The organism is Burkholderia sp. 22PA0099, from assembly GCF_047497165.1.
Taxonomy (GTDB): domain Bacteria; phylum Pseudomonadota; class Gammaproteobacteria; order Burkholderiales; family Burkholderiaceae; genus Burkholderia.
This window is the reverse complement of the sequence record NZ_CP163164.1, coordinates 1,541,992-1,558,610: the sequence shown is the minus strand read 5'-3', so window position 1 is coordinate 1,558,610 and position 16,619 is coordinate 1,541,992. Positions and strand designations below refer to the sequence as shown.

Here is a 16,619-nt window from a genome sequence, read left to right as displayed (position 1 = left end):
GATAAGCGCGGCGTGGACTCAGCCCTGCTTCGGCGTGTAGAACGGGTTCGACACGGCGCGTGCGGCGGCGAACACCGTGTCGCGGTTCGGCAGGCCTTCCATCGCCGCGACGATCGCGTTGCGGCAGGCGCGGTAGTTGTTCTCGAACACGGCGTCGAGGTTGTCGGTTTGCGGGTTCACCCAGTTCGCCGTCACCACCACCCAGTCGTTTTCGGCTTCGGGCGGCAGCGTGCCCTGCTCCAGCGCCTCGGCCACGGCCTTGGCGATGCCGGCCTGCGACGCGCCCCAGGTGGCGTTGCCGTGGAAATCGCTGCCGATCTGCGCCTTGTTCACGTAGAGCGTGAGCGGCTTGGTCGGCACGCCCGGCTGCGCGATCACGACGAACGGCGCATGGCCCGCCGACGGCGTCGCCAGCGCGGTCGAGAACGCCTGGCCGGCCGGGCCTTCGCGCGGGCCGATCAGCACGTTGATGTGCGCCAGGTTCACGCCGGGGCCTTCGAAGCCTTCGCCGATATAGAGCGACTTGCGGGAGGGTGCGGTCATTGCGGTGTCTCGTCGATCAGTTTGAAGTGCGCCGATTATCGGCAGCGCCCTCGCCGTGCATGAAGCGATGTTTCCTGATCGGCGGCTATGAGTCGGCGTCATATCCGGGGGACTACCGATGGCCGGTGGTGGCGGCGGCGACGCGCCCGGAAAGCCGCTTCGGGTATAGTCCGGCTACATCAAACCCGCGCCGCGACGGCGGCTCACACGACCATGCGCACGATTGTCAGGCTTTGGAAAGCCAACAAGGGATTCATCGCCTTCCTGCTGTTGATGGTGGTTTTCCGCAGCGCGGTGGCCGACTGGAACGTGGTGCCGAGCGGCTCGATGCTGCCGACCATCCGGATCGGCGACCGCATCCTGGTCGACAAGCTCGCCTACGACGTGCGCGTGCCGTTCACGCATATCCGCCTCGCACACCTGCACGACCCGCAGCGCGGCGACATCGTCACGATCGATTCGGCCGCCGCGCACGAGTTGCTCGTCAAGCGCCTGATCGGCCTGCCCGGCGACACCATCGCGATGCGCGACAACGTGCTGATCATCAACGGCAAGCCCGCGAGCTACCGGCCGGTGGGCGCGAACCTGCTGCGCAGCGATGCCGGCTCGCCCGGCGAATACCTGGCCGAGAAGATCGGCGGCCCCGCGCACACGGTGCGGCTCTCGCCCGACGCGCCGAGCCCGCGCGATTCCTTCGCACCGATCGTGGTGCCACCCGGCCAGTACCTGATGCTCGGCGACAATCGCGACAACAGCGCCGATTCGCGCTACTTCGGCTTCTTCCCGCGCGACGAGATCATGGGCCGCGCGCGCCGCGTGGCGTTCTCGCTCGATCCGGAGCGCGACTATCTGCCGAGGCTCGACCGCTTCGGGCGCAAGCTCGATGCGCCGCTGGGTTGAATGGATTGGGGATGGGATGGCGGTGTGCGAGACGCAAGCGCTTATTCAAGCGCGCGCGGATTCGGCAATCGATCGAATCGAGCACACTGCCATCTAACGCAGGGGAATCGGCGCGAACGCCTGATTCGCTGATCGCATAAATCGCCATCACAAATCCGAGCTTGCGTGAGCACTCGGAAAGTCACTCATCTGTGCTGTCCAATATCGCGGCTGTCTTCAATATTTTGCTGCCGATATACGACCCGTTCGAATTCGAGCAAACCCGTCATAACCGTCAGTCAAACACCCTGTGTCCGTTCAACGCTGACTGCGCGCTCCGACGGCGAAAACAATCTCAAAATTACGCGCTTGACGATTACAGTCAGCTTGCTCGATAATCCGGCGCTCAAACTCTGGCACCGGCAATTCAACGCCCTCCCTTAAGCGGGGATCGAGTTCGGTGCCTGAAATAAGCATCGTCCGCGCCAACGATTCGACAAGCGATGCCGCGCGACAGCCAGGCATCCTGAAAGACAAAAACATTCTGAGGGGAAGGGCAAGCCATGGCCGTGTGGCATGACGCAATCATCGGGAAACGCGTATCGAACGATACGTTCCGATTCAGTCCGAAAAAATCCCATCGAACATAGCGCTACATCGAAATCGTTTTCAATTTCGATGCGTCCGCGCCGTTCATCTTCGATTCGCTTCGAATTTCCCGATTTTCTCCGATCCGGCATTGCCGGCCTTTTGTTCCGTCAACCGACCATTCAAGTCAAACCATGAATACTGAAAAGCGTCTGCTTCCCGCATTTCTGATGTGCCTGTTTCTCGGCAGCCTCGGCTTTCACCGTTTCTATGTCGGCAAGATCGGCACCGGCATCCTGATGCTGCTGACGCTCGGCGGCCTCGGCATCTGGACACTCATCGACCTGATCATCATGGCTTGCGGCAATTTCAAGGACAAGCAAGGCAACAAGATCACGCAGTGGACCTGATCGGCCTGGCGTGAGCCAAGACTGCCTCGCATCGGCGGCGCCCGCGTGATTGCACGCGGGCGCCGCTGTCACGTCACGACATGAACATCGCGCCGTCTGCATGTGTCGGCTAATGTGATGCCCGCAAATCGCACCACGAACACGCGCCCCCATCGAGCCATGAAACCGAGTCTGCCCATCGCCGTCGCCGCCATGCTGCTGGCAGGCACCACCGCCGCGTTCGCGGCCTGCGACGCGGCGCCCTCGCGCTGCGACGGCAATCCGCCCTTGCCCGCCGCCGTGCAGAAGCTGATTCCGGCCGGCTACACGACGCTCGACCACCTGGCCGGCGCGCTGACCGATGCGGGGCGCAAGGATTATCTGGTGGTGGTGCATCGCGATCCGGACACGCAGCAGCAGGCGTCGGTGCGGCCGCTGCTCGTGATCACGCAGAACGCCGACGGCACCTACACGCTGGCCGCGCGCAACGACAGCGTGGTCATGAAGGCGGACGACGGCGGCATGTCCGGCGATCCGTATCTCGATCTCGACACCAATGGCCTCGCGATCAAGAACCGCTATTTCTCGGTGCAGAACGGCGTGGCCGCCGGCCCGAACCATTGGAGCGACAACGTCACGTTCCATTACGATCCGGCGCGGCGCACGTGGCTGTTCCATCAGGAAATCGTTCACAACAGCGAGATGAACCCCGACCCCAGCCCGAATGCCGAGGCGCTGCTGCCGGACCAGGCCACCGTCACGCGCGCGGACCGCAACAAGCCGGTGTCGTTCGACGCCTGGCGGCCAAAGCACTGAATTTGCCACCCCGTATCGTCAGCCATCCGAAATAATCGAATCGGCGATTCGAAAGCGAATTTCTCACAGTGCGGCACACGCGTTGCCGCACTGCAAAAAACCAATCAGGACTTCCACACAACGGCTATTGTTTGGTGATATAAATCGCTACGCAATTCCGATCCCATGTGGCTGAATTGGTAAAAAATGAAAGATTCGAGAGACCTTCCCCTGCCCTCCCGCTGACTCCGTCTGCATCGCGGCACATCTGATTTCCCCCAGCTTCCCCTGACTCTTCGACGAGTACCGGTATGAGCGATCCTGTGTCCAAGCCGAGTTCGGCCGATTCAAGCAACGCGCCGATGGATCTGTCGGCCTATCTCAATCCCGCCAGCGATACGCCGGCCATGCCCGATCCGGCGGCCCCGCAGCCCGAGCCTTCGTTGCCCGCGCTGGTGCCGCCCGAGATGCTCGCGCCGATGGCGCCCGAGGCGCGGCTCGTCGATCTCGCCTCGCTGTCGCCCGAGCAGCAGGCGCTGGCCCGCGAACGCGCGAGCCAGATCCGCTTCGACGACACCACCTCCACGCTGCGCTTCGTCGATCAGGCCTTGCAGCCGCTCGCGACCTCGTCGCGTCGTTTGCTGTCCGAAACAACGGTCGGCGAGGCCGGCGAAATCGGCCGCATCGCGGCGGCCGTGATCGACGGCATCAAGATCCTGCGGATCGAGGAATTGCAGCAGGACGCGCACGACGCCGCGCCGAAGGCCACCGGCCTGCTGGCGCGCCTCGGGCGCATCGGCAAGGTGGCGCACGGCGCGGTGAAATCGTTCCAGGAAAACCGCAAGGCGTTCCTCGCGCTGATGGACGACGAGGTCGCGCGGGCGCGCCGCATCCAGGGCGACCTGATGGTCACGATCCAGCAGCTCGACCAGCAATCGCAGGCGGTGCGTCACGGCGTGTCCGAACTGTCGCTGTCGATCGCGGCCATGCAGATCGCGCTCGATCGCGGCGTGGACGAGGCCGAAGCCTTGCGCCAGGCCGCGCTGCGCACGCGCACCGCCGGCGACGCGGCCATCGCGATGGATTACCGCAACACGCTCGCGAACTTCCGCGGCCGCATCGCCGATTTGCGCGAGGCGATGATCTCGGCCGCCAGCCTGATCCCGCTGATCGCGTCGAACCGCAAGGCCGCCGAAACCCGCGCCAGCAAGCTCGGCACCGGCATCATGGTGACCATCCCGCGCCTGATGGCGGTGGCCGCGCAAGCCGTGGTGCAGGCGGACACGCGCCGCGCCGGCGAGGAAAGCGAAAAGCTCGACGCCGCCGCGCGCCAGATCACCGCGCTGGCCGTGCAGGGCAGCCACGAAGCGGCGGTGGAAGCGGCGCGCAGCCTCGGCGGCGACCCGCGCAACATCGAGGCGCTGGCCGCCGCGGCCGCGCAGTCGGTCGAAACGATGAAGGAAGTGCTGGCGATCGAGCAGCAGGTGCAGGCGCAGGATCGCGAGCGCGAACAGAAGCTGATCGCGGTGCGCAACCAGCTCGTGGCCGGCATGAGCGGCGTGCAGGCCGACGCACTGGCTCGCCCGCTGGAGCGCTGAAATGAGCGATGCCGAACGCGTCATGAGCGCGGGCGACACCGCCCCGCTCGCCAACTTCGATCTGGATACCGCGTGGCTGCGTCATGCGCAGGCCGATCGCGCGAGCTTCTTCGAGCGCTTCGTCGTCATCGTCTCGCAGGCGCTGCCGCATCACGCGCAGGTGCATACGGTGCGGCGCGGCCTGCTGCGCAAGACCGAGCACGTGGTCGGCATCTCGATCACGTTCGATACCGAAACCTTCGTCATGCGAATGAACGACGGCCACCACCTGAGCACCGAGGTCGAGAAGAAGGTGCGCGGCGTGGTGCTGTCGACGCGCAGCCTCGCGCCCGGCGCATGGATGCAGGCCGTGATGGCGCAGGTGCACGCCAGCACCGATCACGCGCGCACCATCTCCGAGCTGCTGGCCGGGCTCTGATTTCCAAGCCATTCTCACCACTTCGAGGAGCGCTCGATGGGTTGGTTGAAATCGCTGTTCGGCGGCACGGGGCCGGCTACGGCCGGCACCGCCACACCGCCGACGTCATCCCGTGCGCCGCTGCCTCGCGCCTTGCCGGACGGCCCGTTCTTCGACGAGGACGAGGTGCCGTACCTGGTGCGCCAGCGGCTCGCCGATTCGAAGCGCGGCGCGCTGCCGTGGGTCTCCACGCTGACCGTCGCGGAACTGTCGCTGGCGCGCAGCCACGGGCTGCGGATGATCGCGCCGATCGCGGCCACCTGCTGGATGCACTACGGCTATTCGTGGACGGAAGGGCACGCGCAGGGCTGGCACCGCGCGCTCGACCGCCTGCGCGCCGAAGCGGCCGCGCTCGGCGCGAACGCCGTGATCGACACGCGCATGGTCAGCCTCGATCTGGAAGCCGGCGACAGCATGGATTATTCGCTGATCGGCACCGCCGTGCGCATCGAGGGCATGCCGCCGAGCCGGCAACCGATCGTCTCGACGGTGCCCGCGCTCGAATTCATCCAGTTGCTCGAAGCCGGCATCGTGCCGGTGGGGATCGCCGTGGGCGCGCATTTCGCGTGGAGCACCACGCCGCTCGACGCGCAGCCCGGCGACACCTGGAGCGGCAACCGCCCGCTCAATAAAACGGCCCAGTTCTGGGAACGCCTGCGCCGCCGCGCGCACACCGACCTGCGGGTGGACGCGGGCCGCCAGGGCAACGGCGTGCTCGCGCCGCTGCACTTCGGCCAGTTGTTCTACGAAGCGGAAGAAGGCCTGGGCCGCCTGCTCGGCCGGCACATCGTGATCGGCACCGTGGTCGATTGCGACGACAGCACGCCGTTTCCGCATCCGGTCGAGTTCGTGCTCGACCTCAGCGAACGGCCCGACAACCTGCGCAGCACGGGTGAACATCACCGCGCCTACGACAACAGCCTCTGAATCCTTCCCAGCGAGAGACCGGAATGAGCGACACGACCACGCAGCAAGCCACCCCGCAGCTTCCCGCCACCGCGCGCGAGCGCCTGCAGGGGTTGCGCAGCAAGGCGCATCCCAGCGCCGTCTTCACGTCGGATTTGTCCGTCAACGAATTCCTGCTGGTGCGCAAGGCCGGCTTCGAGCCGATCGGCCTGTGCGTGGGCAGCAGCATTTATCACGTCGGCATCCAGTACGGTGCCTGGAATAAAAATCAGGAGCTCGAAGTGTTGTCGCAGGCGATGTACCACGCGCGCGAACTGGCCATGTCGCGCATGCGCGAGGAAGCGCGCGAGATGGGCGCGCACGGCATCGTGGGCGTGCGGCTCGAGATCAAGCACGTGGAGTGGGACGCAAACATCCTCGAATTCGTGGCGATCGGCACGGGCGTGGTGCATCACCACGAGCGCGAGGGCTTCCGCGCGCACGACGGAGGGCCGTTCACGTCGGATCTGTCCGGTCAGGATTTCTACACGCTGCTCAACGCCGGCTACCGGCCGATCGAACTCGTGATGGGCAGTTGCGTGTATCACGTCGCGCATCGCGGCCTGCTCAAGGCCTGGGGGCAGGCCGGGCGCAACGTCGAGCTGGAGGAATTCACGCAGGCCATTTACAGCGCGCGCGAACTGGCGATCGAGCGCATGCAGGTGGAGGCGCAGACGGCCAAGGCCGAGGGCGTGATCGGCACCATGATCCACGAGAAATCGTATCGCTGGGAAAGCCACGTGATCGAGTTCTTCGCGATCGGCACGGCGGTCACGCCGCTCAATACCGAGATCGAGGCGAAGGACATTCCGGCGCCGACGTTCGTGCTGTCGGTCAACGACTGACGCGGCACGCGCACGCCGGTCGACCCGGCGCGCGCGGCCGGTGCTCACGACATGAACATGCCGCCGTCCACGTTGATGGTCTGCCCGGTGATGTAGCCGGCGTCCTCCGACGCCAGGAACGCCACCAGCCCGGCCACGTCGCTGCCCTTGCCGGCGCGCTTCATCGGGATGTTGTCCACCCACTCCGCCATCAATTCGCCCGGCTTGTAGTCGCCGAGCAGCTTGCCCCAGGCCTCGTCGTTGTAGGCCCACATGTCGGTGGTAATGATGCCCGGGCAGAACGCGTTGACGGTGATGCCGGTGGGCGCCAGTTCCTTGGCGAGGCTTTGCGTGATGCCCAGTACCCCGAACTTGCTGGCCGCGTAGTGCGGCGTGTAGACGAAGCCCTGCCGCGCCTGCCCCGACGCGGTGTTGATCAGCCGGCCGCCCTTGCCCGCGCGCAGCATGCGCGTGGCCGCTTCCTGGCAGCACAGGAACACGCCCTTGGTGTTCACCGCCATCACCTTGTCCCACTCGGCTTCGGTCAGGTCGGGCAGCTTCGCGATGGTGATCACGCCGGCGTTCTGCACCGAGATATCCACCTCGCCGAGCCTGGCGGACACCTCGTCGTACAGCGCCACCACGTCGGCCTTGCTGGTCACGTCCGCTTCCACGGCGATCGCGTCGCAGCCCATCTCGCGCAGCCGCGCGGCCGCGTCGTGCACGCTCTTCTCGTTGGCCGACACGCACACCTTCGCGCCTTCCTGCGCGAAACGCTCGGCAATGCCCAGGCCGATGCCACGGCTGCCGCCCGTCACCACCGCCACCTTGTTCACGAACCGCTTTGCTTCATTCGCCACCTTGCGTTCTCCTGAATACGTCCAACCGGGATTGATTCGATGCCGCTTCAAACATGCCTCACAGACGCTCGATCCAGCGCAGCCACTGCGCGTGGTTGCGCGCCGCCACCTCCACGCCCGCGCCCGGCTCGACGCGCCGCGCGATCACGCGCTGCGCGCGCCATGCTTCCAGCGAGCCGATCAGGCCGGCCTCCAGCGCCGCCAGCGCGGCCGCGCCCGAGGCGGAGATCTCGCTGAGCACCAGCGTGCTGACGGGCCGGTTCAGCGTGTCGGCGAGCGTCTGGAGCAGGAACGGCCGCTGCACCAGCCCGCCGTCGAGGTTCAACTCGCTCAGGGGCACGCCGGCCGCTTGCTCCATCACCGTGATCACGTCCTTGATCTGATAGATGATCGATTCGTAGGCCGCGCGCGCCACCTGCTGCCATGAGGTCGAGAAATTGAGGCCGACGATTTGCGCGCCGCCCGGGTATTTCCAGTGCGGGCAGCCGATGCCCGAGAACGCCGGGATCACGTACACGCCGCCGTTGTCGTGCTCGGTGAACGCGCGTTCGGCATCGGCGAAATCGTCGAACAGGTTCAGCTTTTCCTTGAGGAAGGCCGGCGTGGAGCCGGCGCTGATCACGATGCCTTCGAGCGCGTAATCCACCCGCTCGCCGGCCGCGAAGCACAGCGTGGACACCAGCCCGTGCGCGGGCGCCTGCGGCGCGGCACCGACGTTCATCAGGATCGACGAGCCGGTGCCCATCGTGGCCTTCGCCACGCCCGGCATCAGGCAGCCCTCGCCCACCGCCGCTGCATGCGAATCGCCGATCATCGCGACGATCGGCACGGCCCGCGCCAGCAGGCCGTCGAAATCGGTCGCGCCGAACGGCGAGGCCGACGGGCGCGGCTCGGGCAGCTTCAGGCCGTTCAGCCCGAAGCGCTCGACCAGCTCGCGATCCCATTCGAGCGCGGCCAGATCGAACAGCAGCGTGCGCGACGCGTTGGTGTAATCGGTGCAATACGAGGCGCCGCGCGTGAGGCGATACAGCAGCCAGCTATCCACGTTGCCGAAATACGCCTCGCCCCGCGCGATGCGCTCGCGCACGCGCGGCTCGTTCTCGTTGAGCCAGATGAGCTTGCTGCCCGAGAAATACGGATCGATCAGCAAGCCGGTGCGTTCGAGGATCAGCGGCGCCAGGCCGTCGCGCTTGAGCCGCTCGCAGATCGGCAGCGAGCGCTGGCATTGCCAGGACACGGCCGGCACCAGCGGCCGCCCGGCTTCGTCCCACAGCACCACGGTTTCGCGCTGGTTCGAGATGCCGATGCCGGCGATGCCGTTCACGTCGCCGCGAAACGATGCCAGGCACTGCGCCACCGCCGTCAGCACCGAGCCGTACAACGCTTCGGGGTCCTGCTCGACGAAGCCGGTGCGCGGATGCGTGCACGGCACGGCCGCGAAGCCGCGCGCATGCACCTGGCCGTGCGCGTCGAAGATCAGCGCCTTGGTGCCGCTGGTGCCCTGGTCGATCGCCAGTATGGTTTGCATAAATGGTCCGCTCCGCGTGCGTGGCTCAGGCCGTCAGGGAAACCATGCGCGATTGCAGGCGCTGCTGGAGCTGGTCCACCACCACCGCGAAGATGATCACGAGGCCCTTGATCACCATCTGCCAGAAATCGCTGATGCCGCACATCACCATGCCGTCGCCGAGGATGCTGATCACGCACGCGCCCACCACCGAGCCGAACACGGTGCCGCGCCCGCCCATCAGCGCCGTGCCGCCGAGCACCACAGCCGCGATCGCGTTCAGTTCGTAGGTCTGGCCGGTCAGCGGGTGCGCCGTCTGCAACTGCGCCGTGATCACCAGGCCGACGATCGCCGCGCAGAAGCCCGAGAACATGTAGACGAACAGCTTGACGCGATGGGTGCGGATGCCCGAGAACTTCGCGGCCTGCTCGTTGCCGCCGATCGCGTAGATGCGCCGGCCGAGCGGCGTCTTGCGCGCGATGAAAATGGTCAGGATCGCCAACAGCACCATGATCCACACCGGCGTGGACAGGCCCATGATGGTGCCGTTGCCGATGAATTCGAAGCCGGTGTTGCCGAGCGCCGGGTTGCCTTCGAGGTCGGCGAACGTGCTGCCGTTGTTGACCAGCAGCGCCGCGCCGCGCACCACGTACAACATGCCGAGCGTGGCGATGAACGGCGCCACGTTCAGCGCGGTGATCAGGTAGCCGTTCACCGCGCCGATCAGCGCGCCGAGCACGCAGGCGATCACGGCCACCCCGAACGGCGTGAAGAACACCACGTGATGGCCCACGTGCACGCCTTCGAGCAACAGGTAGCCGGCCGCCATGCCGCTGATGCCGACGATCGAGCCGACCGACAGATCGATGCCGCCCGTCAGGATCACCAGCGTCATGCCGATCGACAGGATCGCGACGATCGTGACGTGCTTGGCCATGATCAGCAGGTTGCTGGTGGACAGGAAGTTGTCGGCCGTGAACGCGAACACGATGATGATCGCGAACAGCGCGATGAAGATGCGCAGCTTGAGCAGGCCCACCGCGATGCGCGCGGCCGCGTAGGCGCCCTGCCGGTTCGGCGTGGGGTGGACGGGGTGCAGCGGCGCGTTGCTGCTGTCGGAAGAATTCATGATGTCTGCCTCGTTGCCTCGTTGGCGTCAGATCACGGCGGTGACGGGCGTGGAAGCCCGCACGATGCGCTCGCTGTCGAATTGCGCGCGGTCCATCACGGCCGACAGCTTGCCGCTGGCCATCACGAACACGCGGTTGGAAACCGCCATCGCCTCGTCCAGCTCGGACGTGGCGTAGATGACGGCGATGCCGGCGCGGGCCAGCAGGCTGATGGTCTGGTAGACGTCGGCCTTCGCGCCCACGTCGATGCCGCGCGTGGGCTCGTCCATCAGCAGCACCTTCGGCTCGGTCAGCAGCGCCTTGCCGATCACCACCTTCTGCATGTTGCCGCCCGACAGCGAGGTGATCGGCGCGTCGACCGACGCCGCCTTGATGGCCAGCCGCTTGACGATGTCGTTGGCCGCCGCCACCTGCCGCTCGCGGCGCAGCGCGCCGAACGACAGCAGGTTCGCGAACTTGCCGAGGCTCGACAGCGTCATGTTTTCGAGGATCGACATCAGTTGCACCATGCCCTGCTTTTGGCGATCCTCGGGCACCAGCGCGATGCCGGCCTCGATCCGCTTCGGGATCGGCAAGCGCTCGATCGCGCGCCCGGCCAGCTCGATCTCGCCCACCGCCAGCGGCTGCGCGCCGAGCAGCGATTCGAGCAGCTCGGTGCGGCCCGCGCCCATCAGCCCGTAGATGCCGATCACCTCGCCGGCACGCACCGAGAACGACACGTGATCGACGGCGTAAATGCCGTTCGGGCGCTTCAGCGAAAGCGCATTGACCTTCAGCACCTCGTCGCCCAGCGCATGCTGCTCGAACGCGAAGCGTTTCTTGGCAGAACCAACCATCGCCTCGATGATCCACGGAATGTCGATGTTGGCGATCTCGTCCTGCGCCACCAGCCGGCCGTTGCGCAGCACGGTGATGCAGTCGCCGATCGCCATGATCTCTTCGAGGCGGTGCGAGATGTAGATCACCGTCACGCCTTCTTCCTTCAACTGCCGGATGATCTTGAACAGGATCTCGACCTCGGTGCGCGACAGCGCGGAGGTCGGCTCGTCCATGATCAGCACCTTGATGTGCTTGGACAGCGCCTTGGCGATCTCCACCAGTTGCTGCTGGCCGACGTACAGATCGCCGAGCCGCGTGCGCGGGTCGAGCGGGATCTGAAGCCGTTCGAGCAGCACGCGGGCCTGGTGATTCTCGGCCTTCGCGCGAATCACGCCGCCGCTCGTCAGTTCGTTGCCGGCGAAGATGTTCTCGGCCACCGTCATGTCCGGGAACAGGTTCAGCTCCTGGAAGATGATGCCCACGCCGTGCGCCTCGGCGCTGCGCACGTCGCTGATCTGCGCGATGCGGCCGTCGATCAGGATCTCGCCCGAGGTGGCCGTTTCCGCGCCGGCGAGCAGCTTCATCAGCGTGGATTTGCCCGCGCCGTTCTCGCCGATCAGCACGTTGACCTTGCCGCGCCGCACCTGGTAATCGACCTCCACCAGCGCGGCGGTGCCGGGGTAGAGCTTCGAGAGCTTGCGCGTCTCGATCACGTTGGCGCCGTTGGCGAGCCGCGCGTCGTCGGCATCCACGGCCGGGGCATGAACGGGCGCGGTCATTTCCAGGCCACCGGAATCGCGCGGATCTCGCCGGCCGGCTCGCTCCAGCTGCTGTACACGGCGGCCACGTCCACGCGCTCGCCCACCTTCAGCTTCGATTGCTCCGCACGCGCCACCACCAGCTTGTTGATGGCCTGACCGAACGCCGCGAAGCGGGTCTGGTCGTCGAAATCGCCGTATTTCACGCCGGGAAAACCGTCGCGCACGCCGGTGCCGATCAGCACCGGGCCGGTTTCGAGCGCCACCTGTACCGGCTCGCCGCCGCCGCTGGCCGGCGCCACGTCCACTACCGCCTTGCCCACGCGCGAGGCGGTGTCGATGCGCGACACCGTGCCCTGCACGCGAATCCAGAAATTGCACGGAAACGCCGAGCTTTGCCGGAAGCCGTACTGCTTGCACGCGTCGTCGAAATTCTGGTTCAGCGCGCCGATCACCTGCGCGGCCGGCTTCGCGTTCTTGTCGGCGTACGGGATCACCTGCTCGGTGAAGATCTTCTCGGGATCGGGGCCGTGATGCTGGCCTTGCGCGCGAATCGCCGCAAGCTCCTGATCGCTGACCACATGACAGCCCGCCAGCGAGGCCACGCCGATCAGCAACAGCAGGCGCGTCATCGCGCGGGACGATGCGCCGCGCGCCGCGTGAATGGATGGAACCATGACATCCTCATCTGAATACGACTTCGGCGCAGGCCGCCGCGCACCGTGCGCGCCGCCTGCGCCATGCACCGGAACCGCTTACTTGGTGTAGTAGAAATCGTTCACTTTCGCGGCATTGGCCTTGGTGATCAGGATGCCGCGGAACAGTTGACGCTCCGGCTCGCCGGTCTTGCCCGTCTTCAGGTACTTGTCGAGCAGGTCCACGCCGTGGCCGGCGATCGCCTGCGCCTGCAGCATCACGCTGGCCTTGAGCTTGCCGGCGAGGATCGAATCGCGTTCGTCGTTGCTGCCGTCGATGCCCATCACGATCACGTCCTTGCGGTTCGCGGAATCGAGCGAGGCGATCGCGCCCAGCGCGACCGGGCCGTTGCCGCTGATCACGCCCTTGATCTGCGGGTGTTCCTGCAGGATCGAATCCATCGCCTGCTTGGCCGGCAGCAGCGCGCCCTTGGCATCCTGGCGCGCCACCATCTTCAGATCGGGGTACTGATCAAGCACCTGATGGAAGGCCTGCGAGCGCGTCACGCAGTTCTTGTCGGCGAGGTTGCAGGTCAGCTCCACGTATTCGCCCTTCTCGCCGATCGCCTCGACGAAGCGCTGCGCCACTTCCGAGCCGGCCTGCAGGTTGTTGTGACTGAGCTGTGCGATCGCAATGCCGTCCTTCGGAATCTCGCGATTGATCAGCACCACCGGCACCTTCTTCTCCTGCGCGGTGCGCACCGTGGCGACGCTGCTGTTCGAATCGGCGTTGTCGAGGATGATGCCCTTCACGCCCTTGCCGATCACCAGATTGACCAGTTCGTTCTGCTTGTTGACGTCCTCGCCGTGCGACAACACGATCGTGTCGTAGCCGAGCTTCTTCGCTTCCTTGTCCGCGCCCTTGGCTTCCGCCGCGTAGTACGGGTTGTCGAGCGCGTTCACCAGGATCGCGATGGTGCCCTTGCCGGCCGCGTACGCGCTGACCGGCTGCACCGCCGCCACCATCGAGGCGGCTGCCGCCGCCGTGACTGCAAGCTTCTTCCACATGTCTGTCGTCTCCGAATCGATTTTCTGTTTTTCAGGGAAGCGGCCGTGATTCGAGCGGGGCCGCGCCGCTACCGCCACTTCAGCAAATCGTGTAGCCGCCGTCGATCATGATGTCCGCGCCGGTGATCATGTCCGCGCCGTTCGACAGCAGGAACAGGATCGCGGCGGCGATCTCGTCGGTGTAGGCGAAGCGGCCGACCGGAATCAGCTGCTTCATCTTCTCGCCCTTCTCGCCTTCCCACGCCGCCGCGCCCATCGGCGTCAGCACCACCGTGGGCGACACCGTGTTGACGGTGATGCCGCGCCCCGCCCATTCCTTGGCGAGCACCTTGGTCATGCCGATCAGGCCGGCCTTGGCCGAGGTGTAGGCGCAATGCCTGTCGATCGCGACGGTGGCCGCCTGCGAGGCGATGTTGACGATCTTGCCGCCATGCCCGCTCGACAATACATGGCGCGCGAAGTGCTTGGCGCACAGGAATGGGCCGGTCAGGTTCACGCCGATCTGCTGCTGCCATTCGTCGATGCCGATCTCCTCGGCCGGCGTCAGCGTGATGCAGCCGGCGGCGTTGACCAGCAGATGCAGGTCGCCGAAATGCGCCAGCGCGGCGGCCATCGCGCGCGCCACGTCGGCTTCGTCGGCCACGTCGCAGGCGAACGCGGCCGCGTTGGCGTGGCCGAGCGTGTCGAGCGCGGCCGGCACGCGCGCGGCCTCGAACGCCGGGTGCAGGATCGCGACGCGCGCGCCCTTGGCGATCAGCGCGGCGTTGGTCGCCATCGCGATGCCGCCGAGGCCGCCCGTCACCACCGCCACCTTGCCGTCCAGGCGGAATTCGAAATCGACGCCGTGGCGCAGCGACATGTCGTATTGGATGCTCACTCGCTTGTCTCCTGTTGTCCTGAATATCGGGCTGTCGGGTAGCGTGGGCTCAGTCGGCCGACAGCGCCAGCACCGCCTGCGCGATGCCTTCGGCGTCGATGCCGTAATGGCGGCGGATGCCCTGGCGCGTGCCGTAATGCGCGAATTCGCCCTCGGTCACGCCGAGCGTGGTCAGGCGGCGATGCAACTGGCGGCGCGCCATCAGCAGCGCCACGGTGGCGCCGATGCCGCCGTGCAGCGAATGCTCCTCGACCGTCACGACGGCCGCATGACGCCCGACGATCGCGGCCAGCGCGTCCTGGTCGAGCGGGCGCAGCGACGACAGATTCACCAGCGTCGGCCGCAGGCCGTCGCGTTGCAGCCGCTCGCAGGCGTCCAGCGCCTCGCCCACCACCGAGCCGAGCGCGATCACGGCCACGCCCGAGCCCTGGATCAGCACGTCGGGGCGGCCCGGCGCGAAGCGGTAGCCGTCGTCGTGCACCACCGGGAACTTGGCGTTGTCGAGACGGATATACACGGGGCCGTCGACCGACGCCGCGTAATCCACCACCTGCCCGACTTCCACGTCGTCGCACGGCGCGAAGATCTGCACGTTGCCGAAGCCGCTCATGATCGAGATGTCGTCGATCGCGTGATGGGTGGAGGCGAGCGGGCCGTAGGCGACGCCCGCGTTCAGGCCCAGCATCTTGACGTTGGTGGCGCTGTAGCAGATGTCGTTCTTGACCTGCTCGTTGGCGCGGCCCACCAGGAACGGCGCGGCGTTGGCGGTGAACACGATGTGGCCGCCGAGCGCCAGGCCGGCCGCCATGCCCACCATGTTCTGCTCGGCGATGCCCACGTTGATCACGCGCTCCGGGTAGCTTTCCTGGAACGGGCCGATCTTGGAGGTGGAGGTGGAGTCGGCCACCATCACCACGATGTCGCGGCCCGCCGCCGTCAGCCGGCTCAGTGCGCTCACCGCGCCGTCGCGCAAATCCGCCTGCTTACGCATGATCGAGTTCCTTCAGTGCCTGTTCGAGTTGCTGCTCGTCGGGGAATTTGTGATGCCAGGCCGGCACGTTCTCCATGAACGACACGCCGCGCCCCTTGATGGTGTGCGCGATCACGACCTTCGGCTTTCCATTTGTCACGTCGAGACTTTCGATTAGTTTCCAAATGGCATCGACATCGTTTCCGTTGACGTCGTGCACTTCGAAGCCGAACGCCCGGAATTTCTCGTCGAGCGGGTCGAGATCCATGATCTTGTGGGTGAAGTCGGCCAACTGGAGGCGGTTGCGGTCGACGATCACGACCAGGTTGTCGAGGCTGAAGTGGGCCGCCGCCATCGCCGCTTCCCAGTTCGAGCCTTCTTCCAGCTCGCCGTCGCCGGTCAGCACGAACACGCGGCCGGGCGCCTGGCCGTCGCGCGCCGCGTGGCGCTGCTTGGCCATCGCCAGGCCGGCCGCGATCGGCATGCCGTGGCCGAGGCCGCCGGTGTTGACGGTCACCCAGCTCGGCAGCTTCTGCCTGACCGGATGGCCCGGCAGGCGGGAATCGTCGCGCAGGTAGGTTTTCAGTTCCGGCTCGTCGAGCCAGCCGAGTTCGGCGAAGCAGGCGTACAGGCCGCCCACGCCGTGGCCCTTGCTGAGAATGAATTCGTCGCGCCAGTTCACGCTCGCATCGTCGTTCACGCGGTAGCGCAGCACATGGAAATACAGCGCGGCGAGGATGTCCGCCTCCGACATGTCGCCGCCCGTGTGCCCGCTTTTCGCGGCGGCGTTCATCACGCAGATCTTCTTGCGGATTTCCTGGGCGCGCCGGTGCAAGCTCTCGCCGGACTGCTTGTAAGGGTTTTCCATTCCTGCTCCCGCACTTCCTGTTTGCGTGAATCGAAGTTTCTGTTTCTTTCTTTAGAAAGTCAAAAGGAAAACGAACGAAACAGGGAAAACACCGAGCCACGCCCTGAGG

The 16,619-nt window shown here is 66.1% G+C and carries 17 protein-coding genes; 7 read left to right on the top strand and 10 right to left on the bottom strand.

Features of this window, described 5'->3' with window-relative positions; translation table 11 throughout:
- Positions 1–18: 18 nt before the first annotated feature.
- Entirely contained in the window at positions 19–543 is a 525-nt protein-coding gene (fae, locus tag AB4851_RS06820) for a formaldehyde-activating enzyme (protein WP_414440286.1), read from the bottom strand.
- Positions 544–756: 213 nt separating this feature from the next.
- Between fae and lepB the strand changes: the two genes are divergently transcribed.
- The 7 genes from lepB (at position 757) to AB4851_RS06785 (ending at position 7,039) form a co-directional block, all read left to right on the top strand.
- Complete coding sequence (gene lepB, locus AB4851_RS06815) at positions 757–1,443, top strand: signal peptidase I (protein ID WP_414448980.1); 687 nt, start codon at positions 757–759, stop codon at positions 1,441–1,443.
- A gap of 761 nt (positions 1,444–2,204) precedes the next feature.
- Positions 2,205–2,420 (top strand): NINE protein, encoded by a 216-nt coding sequence (locus tag AB4851_RS06810; protein ID WP_414448979.1) that lies wholly within the window; start codon positions 2,205–2,207, stop codon positions 2,418–2,420.
- A 159-nt stretch (positions 2,421–2,579) separates the two neighbouring features.
- Positions 2,580–3,215 carry a hypothetical protein gene (locus AB4851_RS06805; protein WP_414448978.1) on the top strand — a complete coding sequence of 212 codons (636 nt, stop codon included), beginning with the start codon at positions 2,580–2,582 and terminating at the stop codon, positions 3,213–3,215.
- 290 nt (positions 3,216–3,505) lie between these two features.
- The gene (locus AB4851_RS06800; RefSeq protein ID WP_414448977.1) at positions 3,506–4,792 is read left to right on the top strand and encodes a toxic anion resistance protein; all 1,287 of its coding nucleotides are present in this window, start codon (positions 3,506–3,508) and stop codon (positions 4,790–4,792) included.
- A gap of 1 nt (position 4,793) precedes the next feature.
- Positions 4,794–5,210 carry a hypothetical protein gene (locus AB4851_RS06795; protein ID WP_414448976.1) on the top strand — a complete coding sequence of 139 codons (417 nt, stop codon included), beginning with the start codon at positions 4,794–4,796 and terminating at the stop codon, positions 5,208–5,210.
- Positions 5,211–5,246: 36 nt separating this feature from the next.
- Positions 5,247–6,176 (top strand): heavy metal-binding domain-containing protein, encoded by a 930-nt coding sequence (locus tag AB4851_RS06790; protein WP_414448975.1) that lies wholly within the window; start codon positions 5,247–5,249, stop codon positions 6,174–6,176.
- Positions 6,177–6,199: 23 nt separating this feature from the next.
- Positions 6,200–7,039, top strand: a complete 840-nt coding sequence (locus tag AB4851_RS06785) for a heavy metal-binding domain-containing protein (RefSeq protein ID WP_414440292.1) — start codon at positions 6,200–6,202, stop codon at positions 7,037–7,039.
- A 44-nt stretch (positions 7,040–7,083) separates the two neighbouring features.
- Here AB4851_RS06785 and AB4851_RS06780 read toward each other — a convergent pair whose 3' ends face one another.
- The 9 genes from AB4851_RS06780 to AB4851_RS06740 all read right to left on the bottom strand — a co-directional run bounded on the left by AB4851_RS06780 (position 7,084) and on the right by AB4851_RS06740 (position 16,510).
- Positions 7,084–7,878 carry a glucose 1-dehydrogenase gene (locus AB4851_RS06780; RefSeq protein ID WP_414448974.1) on the bottom strand — a complete coding sequence of 265 codons (795 nt, stop codon included), beginning with the start codon at positions 7,876–7,878 and terminating at the stop codon, positions 7,084–7,086.
- Positions 7,879–7,936: 58 nt separating this feature from the next.
- Positions 7,937–9,406 carry an FGGY family carbohydrate kinase gene (locus AB4851_RS06775; RefSeq protein WP_414448973.1) on the bottom strand — a complete coding sequence of 490 codons (1,470 nt, stop codon included), beginning with the start codon at positions 9,404–9,406 and terminating at the stop codon, positions 7,937–7,939.
- Positions 9,407–9,431: 25 nt separating this feature from the next.
- A complete protein-coding gene (locus tag AB4851_RS06770) occupies positions 9,432–10,514 on the bottom strand; it encodes an ABC transporter permease (RefSeq protein WP_414448972.1) in 1,083 nt (360 codons plus the stop codon).
- A gap of 27 nt (positions 10,515–10,541) precedes the next feature.
- The gene (locus AB4851_RS06765) at positions 10,542–12,113 is read right to left on the bottom strand and encodes a sugar ABC transporter ATP-binding protein (RefSeq protein WP_414448971.1); all 1,572 of its coding nucleotides are present in this window, start codon (positions 12,111–12,113) and stop codon (positions 10,542–10,544) included.
- Positions 12,110–12,769 (bottom strand): DUF2291 family protein, encoded by a 660-nt coding sequence (locus tag AB4851_RS06760; protein ID WP_414448970.1) that lies wholly within the window; start codon positions 12,767–12,769, stop codon positions 12,110–12,112. Before AB4851_RS06760 ends, AB4851_RS06765 begins: the two co-directional genes overlap by 4 nt.
- 78 nt (positions 12,770–12,847) lie before the next feature.
- The gene (locus AB4851_RS06755) at positions 12,848–13,795 is read right to left on the bottom strand and encodes a D-ribose ABC transporter substrate-binding protein (protein WP_414448969.1); all 948 of its coding nucleotides are present in this window, start codon (positions 13,793–13,795) and stop codon (positions 12,848–12,850) included.
- A gap of 79 nt (positions 13,796–13,874) precedes the next feature.
- A complete protein-coding gene (locus tag AB4851_RS06750; RefSeq protein ID WP_414448968.1) occupies positions 13,875–14,672 on the bottom strand; it encodes a GolD/DthD family dehydrogenase in 798 nt (265 codons plus the stop codon).
- Positions 14,673–14,721: 49 nt separating this feature from the next.
- Positions 14,722–15,663 (bottom strand): transketolase family protein, encoded by a 942-nt coding sequence (locus AB4851_RS06745; RefSeq protein ID WP_414440300.1) that lies wholly within the window; start codon positions 15,661–15,663, stop codon positions 14,722–14,724.
- A complete protein-coding gene (locus tag AB4851_RS06740; RefSeq protein WP_414440301.1) occupies positions 15,656–16,510 on the bottom strand; it encodes a transketolase in 855 nt (284 codons plus the stop codon). Before AB4851_RS06740 ends, AB4851_RS06745 begins: the two co-directional genes overlap by 8 nt.
- Between the last annotated feature and the right edge of the window lie 109 nt (positions 16,511–16,619).

Bases quoted from the DNA above. Each gene is read 5' to 3' on its own strand.
- fae (WP_414440286.1), bottom strand. From the start codon at position 543: ATGACCGCACCCTCCCGCAAGTCGCTCTATATCGGCGAAGGCTTCGAA.
- lepB (WP_414448980.1), top strand. From the start codon at position 757: ATGCGCACGATTGTCAGGCTTTGGAAAGCCAACAAGGGATTCATCGCC.
- AB4851_RS06810 (WP_414448979.1), top strand. From the start codon at position 2,205: ATGAATACTGAAAAGCGTCTGCTTCCCGCATTTCTGATGTGCCTGTTT.
- AB4851_RS06805 (WP_414448978.1), top strand. From the start codon at position 2,580: ATGAAACCGAGTCTGCCCATCGCCGTCGCCGCCATGCTGCTGGCAGGC.
- AB4851_RS06800 (WP_414448977.1), top strand. From the start codon at position 3,506: ATGAGCGATCCTGTGTCCAAGCCGAGTTCGGCCGATTCAAGCAACGCG.
- AB4851_RS06795 (WP_414448976.1), top strand. From the start codon at position 4,794: ATGAGCGATGCCGAACGCGTCATGAGCGCGGGCGACACCGCCCCGCTC.
- AB4851_RS06790 (WP_414448975.1), top strand. From the start codon at position 5,247: ATGGGTTGGTTGAAATCGCTGTTCGGCGGCACGGGGCCGGCTACGGCC.
- AB4851_RS06785 (WP_414440292.1), top strand. From the start codon at position 6,200: ATGAGCGACACGACCACGCAGCAAGCCACCCCGCAGCTTCCCGCCACC.
- AB4851_RS06775 (WP_414448973.1), bottom strand. From the start codon at position 9,406: ATGCAAACCATACTGGCGATCGACCAGGGCACCAGCGGCACCAAGGCG.
- AB4851_RS06770 (WP_414448972.1), bottom strand. From the start codon at position 10,514: ATGAATTCTTCCGACAGCAGCAACGCGCCGCTGCACCCCGTCCACCCC.
- AB4851_RS06765 (WP_414448971.1), bottom strand. From the start codon at position 12,113: ATGACCGCGCCCGTTCATGCCCCGGCCGTGGATGCCGACGACGCGCGG.
- AB4851_RS06760 (WP_414448970.1), bottom strand. From the start codon at position 12,769: ATGGTTCCATCCATTCACGCGGCGCGCGGCGCATCGTCCCGCGCGATG.
- AB4851_RS06755 (WP_414448969.1), bottom strand. From the start codon at position 13,795: ATGTGGAAGAAGCTTGCAGTCACGGCGGCGGCAGCCGCCTCGATGGTG.
- AB4851_RS06745 (WP_414440300.1), bottom strand. From the start codon at position 15,663: ATGCGTAAGCAGGCGGATTTGCGCGACGGCGCGGTGAGCGCACTGAGC.
- AB4851_RS06740 (WP_414440301.1), bottom strand. From the start codon at position 16,510: ATGGAAAACCCTTACAAGCAGTCCGGCGAGAGCTTGCACCGGCGCGCC.